The 15,597-nt window shown below is 31.2% G+C and carries 14 protein-coding genes; 9 read left to right on the top strand and 5 right to left on the bottom strand.

The genetic code is table 11. From position 1 onward, the window contains the following. Nucleotides 1–452: 452 nt before the first annotated feature. Nucleotides 453–2,591: a TonB-dependent receptor plug domain-containing protein gene (locus AC2A1C_RS11145; RefSeq protein WP_484025790.1), complete on the top strand. Its 2,139-nt coding sequence runs from the start codon at nucleotides 453–455 to the stop codon at nucleotides 2,589–2,591. 496 nt (nucleotides 2,592–3,087) lie between these two features. Then, entirely contained in the window at nucleotides 3,088–6,042 is a 2,955-nt protein-coding gene (locus AC2A1C_RS11140; RefSeq protein WP_484025789.1) for a M4 family metallopeptidase, read from the top strand. A gap of 48 nt (nucleotides 6,043–6,090) precedes the next feature. Here AC2A1C_RS11140 and AC2A1C_RS11135 read toward each other — a convergent pair whose 3' ends face one another. The 3 genes from AC2A1C_RS11135 to AC2A1C_RS11125 form a co-directional block, all read right to left on the bottom strand. Then, complete coding sequence (locus AC2A1C_RS11135) at nucleotides 6,091–7,458, bottom strand: MATE family efflux transporter (RefSeq protein ID WP_484025788.1); 1,368 nt, start codon at nucleotides 7,456–7,458, stop codon at nucleotides 6,091–6,093. Between the two features lie 62 nt (nucleotides 7,459–7,520). Further along, nucleotides 7,521–8,705, bottom strand: coding sequence for a sigma-54-dependent transcriptional regulator (locus AC2A1C_RS11130; protein WP_484025787.1), 1,185 nt, complete (start codon nucleotides 8,703–8,705; stop codon nucleotides 7,521–7,523). 87 nt (nucleotides 8,706–8,792) lie between these two features. Continuing rightward, nucleotides 8,793–9,461, bottom strand: coding sequence for a YggS family pyridoxal phosphate-dependent enzyme (locus AC2A1C_RS11125; protein WP_484025786.1), 669 nt, complete (start codon nucleotides 9,459–9,461; stop codon nucleotides 8,793–8,795). Between the two features lie 88 nt (nucleotides 9,462–9,549). Between AC2A1C_RS11125 and AC2A1C_RS11120 the strand changes: the two genes are divergently transcribed. The 4 genes from AC2A1C_RS11120 (at nucleotide 9,550) to AC2A1C_RS11105 (ending at nucleotide 12,337) form a co-directional block, all read left to right on the top strand. Continuing rightward, a complete protein-coding gene (locus AC2A1C_RS11120; protein ID WP_484025785.1) occupies nucleotides 9,550–10,068 on the top strand; it encodes a hypothetical protein in 519 nt (172 codons plus the stop codon). 192 nt (nucleotides 10,069–10,260) lie between these two features. Next, complete coding sequence (locus AC2A1C_RS11115) at nucleotides 10,261–10,920, top strand: hypothetical protein (protein WP_484025784.1); 660 nt, start codon at nucleotides 10,261–10,263, stop codon at nucleotides 10,918–10,920. Between the two features lies 1 nt (nucleotide 10,921). Beyond that, the gene (locus tag AC2A1C_RS11110; protein ID WP_484025783.1) at nucleotides 10,922–11,686 is read left to right on the top strand and encodes a sensor histidine kinase; all 765 of its coding nucleotides are present in this window, start codon (nucleotides 10,922–10,924) and stop codon (nucleotides 11,684–11,686) included. A 6-nt stretch (nucleotides 11,687–11,692) separates the two neighbouring features. Then, a complete protein-coding gene (locus AC2A1C_RS11105) occupies nucleotides 11,693–12,337 on the top strand; it encodes a response regulator (protein WP_484025782.1) in 645 nt (214 codons plus the stop codon). 177 nt (nucleotides 12,338–12,514) lie between these two features. Here the strand turns inward: AC2A1C_RS11105 and AC2A1C_RS11100 are convergent, their stop codons facing one another. Then, nucleotides 12,515–12,718, bottom strand: a complete 204-nt coding sequence (locus tag AC2A1C_RS11100; RefSeq protein ID WP_484025781.1) for a dodecin family protein — start codon at nucleotides 12,716–12,718, stop codon at nucleotides 12,515–12,517. Between the two features lie 81 nt (nucleotides 12,719–12,799). Further along, nucleotides 12,800–13,669: a polysaccharide deacetylase family protein gene (locus AC2A1C_RS11095; RefSeq protein WP_484025780.1), complete on the bottom strand. Its 870-nt coding sequence runs from the start codon at nucleotides 13,667–13,669 to the stop codon at nucleotides 12,800–12,802. A gap of 342 nt (nucleotides 13,670–14,011) precedes the next feature. Here AC2A1C_RS11095 and AC2A1C_RS11090 point away from each other — a divergent pair, with 342 nt between their 5' ends. From AC2A1C_RS11090 to AC2A1C_RS11080, 3 genes are all read left to right on the top strand, one after another. Then, nucleotides 14,012–14,590, top strand: coding sequence for an RNA polymerase sigma factor (locus AC2A1C_RS11090; protein ID WP_484025779.1), 579 nt, complete (start codon nucleotides 14,012–14,014; stop codon nucleotides 14,588–14,590). A gap of 16 nt (nucleotides 14,591–14,606) precedes the next feature. After that, on the top strand, nucleotides 14,607–14,942 hold the full coding sequence (locus AC2A1C_RS11085) for a hypothetical protein (protein WP_484025778.1): 336 nt from the start codon (nucleotides 14,607–14,609) through the stop codon (nucleotides 14,940–14,942). A 359-nt stretch (nucleotides 14,943–15,301) separates the two neighbouring features. After that, a complete protein-coding gene (locus AC2A1C_RS11080; protein WP_484025777.1) occupies nucleotides 15,302–15,559 on the top strand; it encodes a hypothetical protein in 258 nt (85 codons plus the stop codon). Nucleotides 15,560–15,597: the final 38 nt, after the last annotated feature.

The following is a 15,597-nucleotide window of genomic DNA, read 5'->3' as shown; positions in this document are numbered from 1 at the left end:
ATTATTAATAATTTTTTAAACTTTGAAAATTATTTTTATTGATTTTTTTAATAAAATATGCTTTGAGTGGCAATGTGTGAAATTCACCTGTTAATGTTTTTATTCAATTAATATCAATTAGTATGCATTTAAGACTTTTAAAAATCTTAAGAAATTGTATATTTATGCCTTTAAAATTTACAACATTGAAAAATTATTTTCTATTATTTCTAATTTTATTTCCCATAGCTGCGTTTTCGCAGATCAATCTGAAAATTCTTGATGAAAATGGAAAGCCCGTTGCCAATGCCAATGTTTCCTATGATAATCAAACTTTTACTACCAATAATGATGGTGTTGTTAAAGTGCCTATTGCCGGTACACAGCAGACACTTTCTGTAGAAAAGGAAAATTATAAAGGATTTTCTAAAACTATAAAAACAACTCCTAAAGTTCAGAATGTATTCGTTCAAATGTTCAGTATTGAACGTGAGACTGAAATTCAGGAAGTCGTTTTCCAGAAAAAAGGGAGACCAAAAAATAACGATCTTACATCTATTGAACTTTCTCCAAAAGAAGCACAGCAAGTTGCCTCTCTTGCTGGTGGAATTGAAACTTTGATAAAATCTCTTCCTTCTGTAAATTCCAATGCAGAACTTTCTTCACAATACATGGTTCGTGGTGGAAATTATGATGAGAATTTAATTTACATCAATGATATTGAAATTTACCGTCCGTTTTTGGTACGGAATTCTTTACAGGAAGGGATGAGTATCATCAATCCGGATATGGTTTCTGCCGTTAATTTTTCGGCAGGTGGTTTTGAAGCACGATATGGAGATAAAATGTCTTCTGCACTGAATGTATACTACAAGCAGCCTACAAAATTTGAAATTTCCGGAGAAGCAAGTTTAATAGGAGGTAGACTTTCTACAGGCTTTGCTTCTAAGAATAAAAAACTTTCTGCAATGTTTTCAGGACGTTATAGAAATACAAATCTTGTTCTCAATACTTTAAATGAAGATACGGATTTTAATCCGCAGTATATGGATTTTCAATCGTACATCAACTATAATATCAATGATAAATGGAGTGTTTCCTTTATCGGTTTTTTGAGCAAGAATGATTACGAAATGATCCCAAGACAAAAAGATGTAGATTTCGGAACTGTACAACAACCTATAAAGCTGACAGTTTTCTATGATGGAAAAGAAGATGATCAATACAAAAATATAATGGGTACTGCTTCTGTGAATTTCAAACCGAATAAAAAATGGACATTCACTTTAGATAATTTTGCTTATCAGAATCGTGAAAAGGAATATTACTCTATAGCATCGGCTTATATATTGCAGGCATTTGATCCGATTACAGGTGATCCGATTACTTCTTATGATGTAGGTGGACAGATAGATCATGCGAGAAATGATCTATTGGTAAAAACGTATGGTTCGCAATTCAGAACACGTTTTTCTCCTGATGCCAATACGGATTATGAAATCGGTGTAAAATTTGAAAAAGAAGATTTAAAAGATCTGACGAATGAATGGCAATTGGTAGATTCTTTAGGATATAGTACTCCGAGAGATTTTGTACTTCCCGGAAATTTGGATGCTTCTGATCTTTCTTTAAAATATTTGATTTCTGGAAATAATCATATTCAGCCAACCCGTTTTTCAGGATATGCTCAATATTCTAAGAAATTCTTTTGGGGAACGAATAGAGTTTTTGTAAATGCCGGAGTTCGTGCTGCACATTGGTCTTTTAATGATGAAACTATTGTTTCTCCAAGAGTTCAATTTGCCATAAAACCGGATTGGGATGCGGATATGCTCTTCAAACTTTCGGGAGGTGTGTATTATCAGGCTCCTTTTTATAAGGAAATTAAAGATTTGGACGGAAACTTTAATCCGAATATTAAATCACAACGTTCTATTCAGGTTATTTTGGCGAATGATTATGAATTCAAATGGTCTGATCGTCCTTTCAAACTAACGACAGAAGCGTATTACAAAAAAATGGATAATTTAATTCCGTATTATCTGGATAATGTAAGAATTCGCTATACAGGAAAAAATAATTCCAAAGGATATGCTTATGGTGTTGATGCACGATTGTTCGGAGAGTTTGTTCCGGGTGTAGATTCGTGGATTTCCGCAAGTTATGCCCGTGTTTTTGAAGATATTGATGGAAAAGGAAAAATTGAAAGACCAACAGATCAGCGTTTCCGTTTTTCATTATTCTATCAGGATTACATGCCAAAATTCCCAAGCATGAGAGTAAATCTTACTTTAACGTATGCAAACGGACTTCCAAATGGAGCGCCATTGTTTTCAGATCCTTATCTTTTCAGAAGAACTTTACCTTCGTATAAAAGAGTGGATATCGGGCTTTCCAAAATTTTCATTGACCAGAAAGACAATAAAGTGAATGGCGGTTTCTGGAGTAATTTCAAAGAACTTACTTTGGGAGTTCAGGTTTTCAATGCTTTTAATATCAACAATACTGTTGCAAACCAGTGGATCACAGATGTTTCTTCGAGCTATTTATATCCGGTTCCGGTACGATTGACAGGAAGATTCTTTAATGTAAAATTAGAATTTAAATTATAAAATATAATAAGGATTAAACTTACAAACATAATTTAAGAATTCGCTAAATAAGCAAAAGGCTATTTTACACATTGTAAAATAGCCTTTTTTATGGTACAAAAATTTAATAAAATTCTATAAAAGGTGTTTTCACTTGAAAAAACGGGCGTTTTTCGTTTAAAAATTGAATTTATATAAATGTAAATTTATTCAGTAAAAATTAATGATCACAATTTGAGAAAATTATTTTCAAAATTTTTGTGTCTAATTAATGATATTCTATATGTCTTTAGAATATCTACTAAATCAGAACTTGATCGGAAAAAAAATTAGAATTAAATATTGTATGCAATTGAAGATTAAGCATCATTTAAAATTAAATCTATGTTTTTTAATAAAAAATCTAAATATATGAATTCTGCCCGATCACCTTAACTTTCAATCAAATTTTATTAGCAACAAAGGCGAAAACCGAAAAGCCTAAAAAAGAGTAGGTAAAAATAAAAACTAATTAATCATGAAACAATGTAAAATATTTACAGGATTATTATTACTATCAATGCTTCCTGGTTTTGCTCAAGACAAGAAAACTAGTTTTGAAGAAGTGTTTATTCAAAATATTTCAGATATAGCCATGTCAAAGTCTTTAGCACCAACTACTATTTTTAATCAAAAACTAAATTTAAATAATGATTATAGCTATATTCTTATAGATAAAAGCGAATTAAAGGATGAATTGGGTTTTTTGCATTACAAAACTCAGCAATACTATAAAGGAATAAAAGTAGAGCATGCTGTTTTAAATCTGCATAGTAAAAATGGTACTATTACTTCTATTAATGGAGCTTTAGCTAATTTTTCAAATATAGAAATTAAACCAAGATTATCAGAAAAAGAAGCATTGGATAATGCTCTGAGCGATATAAAGGCAAAAAAATATATTTGGCAGGATGCAGCACAATTAGAACTTTTGAATAAAACTCAAAATACTCAAAATTCTTTACCAAAAGGAGAGTTGGTGATTTGTAAAAACTATTTGAATACTAAAGAAGAAGAATTCAAGCTAGCGTATAAATTTGATGTTTATGCTTTAGAACCATTAAGCAGAGATTATGTCTACGTTGATGCCAATACTGGAGAAGTTATTTATAAAGATGCTATTATAAAAGAAGCTCATTTACAAAAAAATAATCCTATCAAAATAAATGTACCTAGTTTAGTAGCAGGTACTGCACAAACTCGATATTCCGGAACCCGCACTATAGAAACTACAGCAGGAGGTGGAGGTTATCAACTAAGAGATTACATTAGAGGTTTGGGCGTTGAAACCTATAATTTAAATCATGGTACTACTTATGTAAATACAAATTTTACGGATAATAATAATAACTGGACTGCAGCAGAATGGCATAATGCTAATAAAGATGATGCAGCATTGGATGCACATTTTGGTGCAGAAAAAACCTACGATTATTTTTTGCAAAAGCATGGTAGAAATAGTTTTAACAATGCAGGTGCTAAAATTTTGAACTACGTGCATTATTCTACAAATTATCTTAATGCGTTTTGGGATGGTATCAGAATGACTTATGGAGATGGAAATGCAAGCAATAGCTATAATCCACTAACTTCTTTAGACATTGCAGGACATGAGATTGGACATGGAGTATGTTCTTATTCTGCTAACCTTGTGTATAATAAAGAACCTGGAGCTTTGAATGAGAGTTTTTCCGATATTTGGGGTGCTTCTGTAGAATATTTTACAGATCCTACCAAACAGACTTGGGCTTTGGGCGAAGATATTGGACTTGTTATACGATCCATGTCTAATCCTAACGCATATTCCCAACCGGATACTTACTTAGGAACATATTGGTACAATGTAGTAGGTTGTACACCAAGTGGTTTCAATGACAATTGCGGAGTTCACACCAATAGTGGAGTTCAAAATTTTTGGTTTTATTTATTGTCCAAAGGAGGAAGCGGCACAAATGATTTTGGTACGTCATATTATGTAGCACCTATTGGTATAGATAAGGCAGCAAAAATAGCATATAGAACAGAGACTGTTTATTTGACATCTGGTTCCAATTATGCAAATGCAAGAACGTATAGCATACAATCTGCCATAGATTTATACGGTGCAAATTCTGCCGAAGCTGTAAATACTGAAAGAGCTTGGTGTGCAGTAGGTGTTGGTACTTGTACTGCTCCTGCACCAATCAATTTATATGTAGGAGACAGAACTTATGATAATGGTACTGAGCCAAATCCTGATACTGGACCAATGTGGATAAGTGAAAATATTTGGGTTTCTTATCCGACAGCAAACGGACCTTCTGTAAATCCTGAATACACTACAATCAATCCAAATTATGTAAATGTAAGAGTAACTAATAAAGGTACTACTACAAGTTCTTTTGCTACACTTGCTGTATATTATGCAAAAGCATCTACTGGTCTTACTTGGCCAACACATTTTAATAATTATTATCAAATGGTTGGTTCCAATAATGTTTTGCATGGAGATTTTATAGGTAGTGTAGCAATACCTGCAATACCTGCAAACAGTAGTACGATTGTATCTGTACCTTGGTTTCCACCAAATCCGGCAAACTACACCAGTGATGTTCATCATTTTTGTTTAGTAGCAAGAATCCTTGCTCCAAATGATCCAATGTACAATGAACAAAACAATGTAAATGTTGGAGTAAATGCTAAAAATAATAACAATGTAGCATGGAAAAATGTTCAGGTTTATGATACAAATCCTGCTAATTTCGCTCCACCAACCAATGTATTTGTACGTGGTATAAACGAAAAATATCCTTATACAAATATTCGTTTTATAGATACCGGATTCAAAGATGATGTTAGAAGAAAATTCTTCGAGTTAGGAGGTCAAATAAAATTAGAATTGCAGCCTGAATTATTTGAATTAGCCATTAAGAATAACTCATTTGGAGAAGGAATCAAAGTATTGGATAAAAATCAGATTTTAGTGTATTCACCAGTTGCTCAGATTAGAAATTTACCTCTTCAATTTGGAAAGACATATTCTATTAAATATTCATTTACTACAAATGTTCAATTTGAAACGGGAGAACAAATTTTATTAGATGTTGTACAAGAGAATGTGGTGACTAAAGAATTGGAAGGAGGTGAAAGATTTACGCTTACATATAATAAGAAACAAGGTAAGCAGCCTTTCGTTACCAATAATGATTTGGCAGATGAAAGTAAAATCAATATAACACCTAATCCAAACAATGGTATTTTTAAAATTTCAGCAAAAGATTTGATGACTGCAAATGTTCAGGTTGTTGATGTAAATGGAAGTGTTATTGCTGAGAAAATTTTTAGAAATCAAAAAGAAACAGACATTAATATTTCTAATGCTCTTCCAGGTGTATATTATGTACGCATTATAAACGGAGGTAAAACAATTACCAAAACGATAATTAAAAAATAATTTATTAATTGACTTATGGAAAACCAGCTTCAGAAGCTGGTTTTCTTTTTATTTAGATGTAATATGGGCAATTTTTTTGGAACTCAATCTCAAGAAACGAATCACCAATAAAATAGCCGAAACACTCAGTCCTAATCCAAGCGCAATCCACATTCCGAAAGCGCCCATTTTCATTTTATAGCAAAGAAAATATCCAAGTGGAATGGTAATAACCCAATACGCAACAAATGTCAGAATACTTGGGATTTTCACATCCTGAATTCCGCGAAGACAGCCTAAAGCCACTACCTGAACTCCATCCGAAAGCTGGAACAATGCTGCAATTATTAAAAGTTTGGAAGCGAGTTCTATTACCTCAACATCTTCTTTTTTAGTAAAAAAAGTAGGGAAAATATTTCTTCCGATAATGAATGTAATTCCGCAGAAAAACATGAAAAGGAATACGATTTTTAAATTATTGATTCCCTGTTTTTTTAATTCTATAAAATTCTTTTCTCCAAGTCGATTTCCGATCATTACGGTAGAAGCTACACTAAATCCAATACACAGATTGAAAGTGAAAGAAGCCATGCTCAAAGCAATTTGGTGCGAAGCAATATCATGCGCAGAAACCAACCCGCAAATAAAAGCGGCTGCTGCAAAAGCTGTAACTTCAAAAAACATTTGCAAAGCAGTGGGAATTCCCAGTTTGATCATTTTTGTAAATAATTCTTTGGAAAAAAGGTTCAGTTTCAGACTAAAATCATGGATGTATCTTTTGGTCTTTTTTTCGTATTTCAAAACAAAATAAAGAAAAAGCATCATAAAAACTCTTGAAATCAAAGTGGCCAAAGCCGAACCTTTCACTCCCATTGGCGGAATTCCGAATAGACCTTTGATGAAAATATAATTCAGAGCAACATTCAGAATATTGGCAATGATAGTAGCTTTTGTCACTCCGATAGTATAGGAAAGTCCTTCGGAAGTTTCCCTCAAAGTTTGGAAAATCATAAACGGAATCATGCTATACGCCATAATTTCTAAAAAAGCCATGGTATTCGGAATGATTTTCGGAGGCTGATCCATGTGATAAAGTAGGGGAGTTCCTAATAAGACCAGAAGCATCAATACAATTCCTACAGAAATATTAATAATGAATCCGTGTCGAAAAACCCGATTGATTTCTTCATGGTTTTCCTGTGCATGAGCCTCTGAAACCAAAGGTGGAATTGCGAAAGACATGCCTAAAGCAAAAACAAAAACACTAAAAAAAATAGCATTTCCCAATGAAACGGAAGCTAAAGCATCGGAGCCCAAAAGATTTCCTACAATAATGGTATCAAAAAGATTTACAGATACTTGTCCAAGCTGCGTAAGCATCACAGGAATAGCAAGTTCCAGAGTTTTTTTGGTGTATTGCGGATTCAGGAGTTTCATTAAAAAAAGTTTGCGACAAAATTACCGCAAACTTTTATAGAAATCCGTTTTTATTTAAAAAATTATTTTCTTACAAAACTCATAACATCATCATCCGTTACAGGATTTCCCCCTAAAATTACAAGTCTTTCTACTACATTTCTTAGCTCTCGGATATTACCAGTCCAAGAAAATTTCTGTAGAGCTTCAATAGCACTTTTATCAAATTCTTTTGGAGAGTTTCCGTATTCATCAGCAATTAATTTTGTGAAATAATCCACTAAAAGTGGAATATCTTCTTTTCTTTCGTCTAAAGAAGGAACATAAATTTCGATAACGGAAAGTCTGTGATACAAATCTTCTCGGAATCTTCCTGCTTCTATTTCCTTCTGCATATTTTTATTAGTAGCGGCAATAACTCTTACATCTACTTTTATTTCTTTGTCGCTTCCCACCGGAGAAACTTTACTTTCTTGCAAAGCTCGCAAAACTTTTGCTTGTGCAATAAGGCTCATATCGCCAATTTCGTCAAGAAAAATTGTTCCGCTATTTGCTTGTTCAAATTTTCCTTGCTTATCTTTTATAGCTCCTGTAAATGAACCTTTTACATGTCCGAAAAGTTCAGATTCAATAAGTTCGGAAGGAATAGCAGCACAGTTTACTTCCACCATTGGACCTTTGGAGCGTTCACTTTGTGCATGAATTGCATGTGCTACCAATTCTTTTCCGGCTCCGTTTGGTCCGGTTATTAAAACTCTTGCATCGGACAATGCAACCTTGTCAATCATTTCTTGGATTTTCTTCAAGGCAGCACTTTCGCCAATCATTTGATACTTTTTATTGACCTTCTTTTTAAGGGTTTTATTCTCATTCTGAAGGCTCTTGTTTTCTTTTTTCAGATTGCCTTTGTCTAAAGCGTTTTTTACACTGGTAATCAATCGGTTAATATCAATTGGTTTAGAAATAAAATCATAAGCACCATCTTTTAAAGTAGAAACGGCAGTATCTATATCTGCATGTCCGGAAATCATTACAAATGTTATTTCAGGTTTTAGCAAGAGGCTTTGTTTTAAGAGTTCGGTTCCGGAAAGTTTTGGCATTTTGATGTCCGAAAGTACCAACGCAAAGTCTTCTTTTTCAATGTACTTATAGCCTTCAAGTCCGTCATTTGCAACTACAAATTCATAGTCGGGCAATTCTTCCGTTAAAATATTTTCCAACACTCCGGAAATCGCTTTTTCGTCTTCTACGATTAAAATTTTCTGCATATTATTTCTATTAATTAGCGTTTGTCATAGTTTGACTTATGTAAACTTTTGTTCAAATTTTTGTTACAATAATTATACCTAAAAGATTTAAATAATATAATTCCTGTTGCCAAAAATAGCTGAACCTACACGTATAGAATTAGCTCCACATTCAATGGCAATGGGGAAATCATCGCTCATTCCCATAGAAAGGGTTTCAAGTCTTTTCTGTACGGAAAGTTCATCGAATAAATTTTTTAGGTTTTGAAATTCTTTTCTAATTTGGTTTTTGTCTTCCGTGTACGTTGCCATTCCCATAAGTCCTGTAATTTCAATATTAGGGAAATCTCCATTCAGATATTTTTGAAATAGATTTTTGGCTTCTTCTATTTCCAAACCGGATTTTGTATCTTCTTCTGCAATTTTTACTTGCAGAAAAATTTTAATTTTTCTTGCATATTTTTCGGCTTGCTTATTAATTTCCGCTAGAATTTTTTCAGAATCCACACTTTGAATGGTATCAATGAATTCTGCAATGTATTTTACTTTATTGGTCTGAAGATGACCAATTAAATGCCATTGAATATCTTTTGGAAGTTTTGGGTATTTTTCTACCAATTCCTGAACCTTATTTTCTCCAAAAACTCTCTGCCCCAAATCATAGACTTCTTTAATTTTTTCTATAGGATGAGTTTTGGATACTGCAACTAATTGTACATGTTGAGGAATGTGTTCTTTTACCTTTGAATAATTAGATTTGATATATTGATTTTCCATAAGTATTTTCTGCTTAAAAAAAGGTGTTTTTCCCATATTACAATTCCAAATATATAGTATTTTTGATGAAACCTAAAAAATAGATTTTATGAAAACAAAAATTTTACAAAAAAACAACCTGCTTATTTTGTTTGCTATGACAACTTTAGCAGCATGTACGAAGGGAAATGCCCAATCTTCAGACAGTTATAAGGAACATCTTATTTCAAGAGAGCAAACAAAGATTCTTTATAATGAGTATGAGAATAACAATTACAAATTAATTAATTCTCAACGTGAAGCTGATAAACCGGATGCAAGAGAAGTATATTACGATCTTGAAGTTTTGCAAGGTTATATCGATTATGTGAAAAAAGAAGCTGCAGCAAAAGGAGTGACAAACCCTGGAATTAAAATTGTTTTTGGGCAGTATCCGAAAGATCAGGTAATTGATCCCAAACAAGATCCAAAATATTTAGGATATCAAACAGTTTATCTGATACCTGTTGAAAATCAGAGGGTTAAAAAAGCACAGGCAAGTAAAGATGGAGATGCTCTACAAGGAGTTTCAGGTATGGATTTTGGACATATGACTCCACCATATGGAACAGGAACAGGAGGTAATTAATTGACCTTTCAATATAATTTTAATTTTTTAACGTCATATCTAAAGAAAAAATAATAAGATTTTTAATTTTTTATCATTCTAACTTACAATGCAATTTGTTTTATAATTAATCTAGTATATAGTTATTATAAATGATAGTTTCATTTGTTTTTAAATAGATTTTGACCAACAATTATATTTGTAGCAAAATATATGGATAGTGATTATATAATTTACATTGTTAATTTAATGCAACTTTTATTGTTATTATTATTAATATTTAAACAAAAAAAGTTAGGAAAAAATATTATTTTTTTTACAGGTTCAGTTTTTTTGATACTTGCATGTGAAATCATTGGTAAATGTTTTAAATATTATTATGAGATTAATAATATTCAGAGGGGCAGTGTAATTGTTTATATAGTTGGAACTCTTTTTTTAGTTTTTTTGTCTTTTTTTATTTATTATTATAAATTATTTGAGAATAAAAAAGTAAGAAAAATCCAACTATGTATTATCATAATTTTTTTGATTAATTATTTATTATCAATGTTTTTGATAAAAGATTTTTTTTCAATATTTCCTGATTATACATATTTTGTAAACTGTGTTTTATTATTAATAACATTTATGTTGTTTGTTTATGAAACATTTAATTCAGATAGAATATTGAAAATTTTTAATTATTATCCATTTTGGATCACTGCAGGATTATTTATTATCTTTATTTGTTTAATTCCTTTGTTACTGATTAGTTCAGTTGCAGATAAAATGATGAATATCAGTATTTATAAAGCAATATTAAATTTTATAAATATTATAGGTTATGGAACTTTATTAGCCGGAGTTTTTTTTGCGAAGAAGTTAGATTGAAATGAATTTATCAAACACTGATTTTTTTATCATTTATTCCACAATTATTCTACTTTTGGTAGTGCTAATGGTAATTTTGGTATATGTATTTTTCATCAAAAAAAAGGGGGAATTACTTCTAAAACAACAGCAAGATGCTTTAGAGTTTCAAAAGCAGCTTTCATTATCGGAAATAGAAATAAAAGAGCAGATTCTTAATTATATAGGGCAGGAATTGCATGATGACCTCGGACAGAAACTTTCTGTTGCCAGAATGATTTCCAATAAAAAAATGTCGAGTGAAGAAGATCAGAAACTTATTATTGAAATTAACCAGCTTTTGGGAGAATGCATCCAAGATATCAGAAACCTTTCCAAAACTTTTATTACAGATAGTATTTTGCATTTCGGACTTATTGATTCTTTGGAAAAAGAGATAAATAGAATTAAGAGACTGAATCTGATTAATGTTGATTTTATGACGAACAAGCATGATATTGATATTAATTCAAATCACGGATTAATCTTATTTAGAATAATACAGGAATCTATAAATAATGTTCTGAAACATTCTAATGCAAAAAATATGAATGTCAGAATACATGATAGTGAAAATTATTTGAAAATAAATGTGGATGATGATGGTAAAGGTTTTTCTGAAAATCAAAGTAAGAGTGGAAGTGGATTAAAGAATATATCCAACAGAGCACGACTTATAGATGCAGAATATTTGATAAATTCAAAACCTGACTTTGGAACTAAAATAACAATCAACTATAAAAAATAACAAATAATGAAAAATGTAAAGATTGCAATTGTAGATGATCATCAAATGGTTTCCAAAGCATTGGAAAATATGATTTCTTCAAATAAAAATTTTAAAGTTGTATTGAATTCTAATAATGGAGAAAACTTTCTGCATGAACTTGAAAATGCAGCTGAGGTTCCGGATGTGGTACTTATGGATATTAATATGCCGGTTAAAAACGGAATAGAAACTACTCATGTTTTGACCAAGTTATATCCCAATATAAGAGTAATTGCTCTTACAATGGAAGATAACGAGCATACAATTATCCAAATGTTAAAAGCCGGAGCTAAAGGTTATTTGCTAAAGGATATGTCTCCGGAAATTTTGTTCAATGCAATTGATATTGTGAGTAAAGATGGAACATTTTATACAGATATTGTTACCCAAAGTTTGCTTAAAGTAAAATCTGAAGAAGCTGAACTCCAAAAAATAATGAAAGAATTGAAGGATACAGAAATTGAATTTATGAAACTGGCCTGTTCAGAACTTACCTATAAAGAAATTGCAGATAAAATGAATCTTAGCCCACGAACAATTGATGGATATCGAGATTCTGTATTTGTAAAACTGAATGTGAAGAGCAGAGTAGGAATCGTTCTTTTTGTTCTGAAAAACAATCTTATGTAAAAAGGGTGAAAACACCCTTTTGCAATTTTGATTATTTTCTCACATTTGCCATAGAAAAACACAAGTAATAAGAAGAATACGGACGATGGGAAAATAATAGTTTTCGTGAACTGATAACCGCATCTTCATATTTTTTTCAAATGTAAAAAAACCATCCTTTAACGGATGGTTTTTGTATTAATGTTCTACTCGGAATGATACCTTACAAATACAGCCGTAGGAATTGATATTCCCATCTTTTACATGTACTTTCATGTCTTTTACAAAGACGCTGTCTATATTTTTAATCGTTTTGGAAACTTCGCTTACTGCATTTTTTACAGCATCATCAAAACTTTTTTCAGAAGTGGCAATCACTTCAATTACTTTTACAATATGCATGATCGTGTTTTTTAAGGTTGCATATCAAATATAGTAACTATTTGGTTATCAATGATAAATTTAACAAACCTTGTGACGGTGTTAATTTAATATATCATTAATTCCCGGATATTCTGATATTTTCCTAAACTCAAATTTTTCCGATTTTTCAAGACTTTTAATAAAGAGATTCAGTTCTTTTACAGAATTTTCATCATTAAGATATTGGTCATGAGTAAGAAATACCAAATGTCTTGATGTTTTTTCCAAATTGTTAAAAAATATACTGTCTACTTTTTTCAGCATTTCTTTATGTGTTCCTTTCAGTTTCATGGTGTCATCAGGTTTCCATTCCAGATCCCAGCCAATAAGTTTAAAACCGGATTTTTCGAGTTCGTCTGCTGCTTTTGCAGAGCTTTTTATGTCGGTTGAATGTATCTTTGTTGTTCTCCAGATATTTCTTCCGGGAGTTCTTGCATAATTATTTCTAAGTTTCATGCTGTCTTTTGCACGGTTAAAATCTGCTATTACAATTTCTGGATTTTCATAAAATCTGGAATATTGACTTCCGGCATGGCTAAAACTATGATTGGCTAATTCTACCAGTGTATCGTTTCGCAGGATTTCAAATTCTTTTTCTTGCGTTTTGGTTCCGTATATGTGTTTTGCCACCGTAAAAGCAGTTATCGGAACGTTTCTTTCATGAATTATTTTTAATAAATTTTTTGTTCCTCTATTAGGACCATCATCAAAGGTTAGATATATAACTCTTTTGTTACTTTGCGTTTTATCTTTATTCTCTTTTGCCACTTGGTTTTCAGGAAGTTTGGGTCGAATTTTTTCAGGAGATTCTGATGTTTTCTTTTCTTCCTTTTTGTTGCAGGAATTCAATAAAAAAGCTGTTGTACTCACCAAAACAACAGCACCAAGAAAAATCAAACTTTTTGATTTTTCGGCAAAAGTTTTTTTCATAAAAAATTAGATGTTTTTAAAAGTTAAAAAATGTTAATTATTGTTAAATTTTGTATCAATATTGATGCCAAATTTGATAAAAAATGCTTTTATTTAAATAATTTTATTTCATTGATTATAAATACTTTAAATGATTTTAATAGCTTTCTTGAGATTGAAAAATTATTATGTTAAATTAATTGTTAAAATTTTGAATGAATAGTAGCATTTATATGTTTCTTTACCTGAACTTTCAAGTTTAAATAAAGCCGAAGTATATTGTAAAACCACAAGTTTATACTAATTTTAAAAATATTTTCAAAAACTTTAAAGTAAAATCCAAAAGTCGATCGTCATAGCAATATGGAGATTGCAGAAAAACTTCCGATGTCCGAAAGGGAAAAACAAAATATCATTAATACAGCCGTGAAAAGTTACGGAGGAAAACTGATGTCTTACATTCGCCCAAAAGTGAATAATACGGAAGATGCGGAAGATATTCTTCAGGAAGTTTGGTATCAGTTCAGTAATCTGTCTAATATCTCAGAAATTGTGAATGTAGGAAGCTGGCTGTATCGTGTTACAGCAAATAAAATTACGGACAGCTATCGGAAAAAGAAAACAGACAATCTGGAAGATTATGTCTATGAAGATGAAGATGGAAGTTTTTCCATAAAAGATATTTTGCTGATGGATACTTCAGAAAGTCCGGAATTGAAACTTTTTCAGGATGAAATCTGGAATCAATTTCAGGCAGCGATTGAAGAATTGCCGGAAAAACAGAGAGTTGTTTTTGTAGACAATGAGATTAATGATAAAACATTGCAGGAAATAGCCGATGAACAAGGCGAAAATCTTAAAACCATTATCAGCAGAAAACAATATGCGGTAAAATATTTGAGAAAGAAACTCAATACTTTGTACAAAGATTTATTAGACTAAATTTTTATTAAGAATTATGAACAGACACAGAAATAAAAAAGGAAAAGGATTTTTAATTTTTATTGCAATAATAGCAATGTTTTTCCTTGTCACTGCTATTGTAATGTGGCTTTGGAATATGCTTCTTCCAGAAATTGTAGGCGTAAAAGCTATTACTTATTGGCAAGCTATGGGAATTTTAGTTTTGAGCAAGATTCTTTTTGGTGGATTTCATGGTGGAAAAGGAAAATTTAGCCAGTGGAAAGAAAAGCAATGGAAGGATAGGATGGAAAACATGACCTCCGAAGAAAGAGAAAAATTCAAGGAAAAGCTAAAAGAAAGATTTGGGAATCATCCTTTTTGTAAAAAATAAAAATTTTACATCATTTCCATTAGTACGCGATGTGGCATTGTCTTTGTCATTTTGTAGAAATCTAAAAAGTATTTGAATATCCGCAATTAGAAAATTTCGATTTTTTTTGTTAAATGAAATCGAAGATTCAATGACGTGAAATCCCTTTGCGAATGGTAGAAGTATGTAATAGCTTGAAAAGAGTTTGCACTTCTTAACAAATAGTGAGCAATCAAAAAAAAAAATAAAAAATAGTAAAGTAAAAATAAAAGATAAACGTCTTAAAAATTGTAGAACACGCTTCTGAATATTCAAACTTAAAAATTGTAGAAGCAATGGTGTTTTCAAAAAAAGTAGTAAAATTTAAAATTTAAGAAAAAATGAAAAATTCAAGTTTAAAAGGTGCATTAGGAGCACTTGCTGTAGTGGGCGGAGTTTTAGTGGCTAAAAAAATAGCAGAAAGAAGAAAATTTATGAAAGGGATTTTTGACGAATACGATATCAAAGAAAGAACACCTTTCGGATTAGCAGACAAAATCAGACAAATGAGTGATGAACAGTATGAAGAACTAAAAGGAAAAATGAAAGCTAAATTTGCAAACAAATGCTGTAGATCTCATAAAAATGCGGAAGCATAACATTTCCCAATTATCAATTATTAACTCGGGCGGAACTT

Source organism: Chryseobacterium sp. HNCC26DJ241 (assembly GCF_057180505.1).
The sequence above is the reverse complement of the archived record's forward strand: the minus strand, read 5'-3'. Positions and strand labels throughout refer to the sequence as shown.

Excerpts from the sequence above, each read along its gene's own strand:
- AC2A1C_RS11145 (WP_484025790.1), top strand. The coding sequence starts at position 453 with ATGTTCAGTATTGAACGTGAGACTGAAATTCAGGAAGTCGTTTTCCAG.
- AC2A1C_RS11140 (WP_484025789.1), top strand. The coding sequence starts at position 3,088 with ATGAAACAATGTAAAATATTTACAGGATTATTATTACTATCAATGCTT.
- AC2A1C_RS11135 (WP_484025788.1), bottom strand. The coding sequence starts at position 7,458 with ATGAAACTCCTGAATCCGCAATACACCAAAAAAACTCTGGAACTTGCT.
- AC2A1C_RS11130 (WP_484025787.1), bottom strand. The coding sequence starts at position 8,705 with ATGCAGAAAATTTTAATCGTAGAAGACGAAAAAGCGATTTCCGGAGTG.
- AC2A1C_RS11125 (WP_484025786.1), bottom strand. The coding sequence starts at position 9,461 with ATGGAAAATCAATATATCAAATCTAATTATTCAAAGGTAAAAGAACAC.
- AC2A1C_RS11120 (WP_484025785.1), top strand. The coding sequence starts at position 9,550 with ATGAAAACAAAAATTTTACAAAAAAACAACCTGCTTATTTTGTTTGCT.
- AC2A1C_RS11115 (WP_484025784.1), top strand. The coding sequence starts at position 10,261 with ATGGATAGTGATTATATAATTTACATTGTTAATTTAATGCAACTTTTA.
- AC2A1C_RS11110 (WP_484025783.1), top strand. The coding sequence starts at position 10,922 with ATGAATTTATCAAACACTGATTTTTTTATCATTTATTCCACAATTATT.
- AC2A1C_RS11105 (WP_484025782.1), top strand. The coding sequence starts at position 11,693 with ATGAAAAATGTAAAGATTGCAATTGTAGATGATCATCAAATGGTTTCC.
- AC2A1C_RS11100 (WP_484025781.1), bottom strand. The coding sequence starts at position 12,718 with ATGCATATTGTAAAAGTAATTGAAGTGATTGCCACTTCTGAAAAAAGT.
- AC2A1C_RS11095 (WP_484025780.1), bottom strand. The coding sequence starts at position 13,669 with ATGAAAAAAACTTTTGCCGAAAAATCAAAAAGTTTGATTTTTCTTGGT.
- AC2A1C_RS11090 (WP_484025779.1), top strand. The coding sequence starts at position 14,012 with ATGGAGATTGCAGAAAAACTTCCGATGTCCGAAAGGGAAAAACAAAAT.
- AC2A1C_RS11085 (WP_484025778.1), top strand. The coding sequence starts at position 14,607 with ATGAACAGACACAGAAATAAAAAAGGAAAAGGATTTTTAATTTTTATT.
- AC2A1C_RS11080 (WP_484025777.1), top strand. The coding sequence starts at position 15,302 with ATGAAAAATTCAAGTTTAAAAGGTGCATTAGGAGCACTTGCTGTAGTG.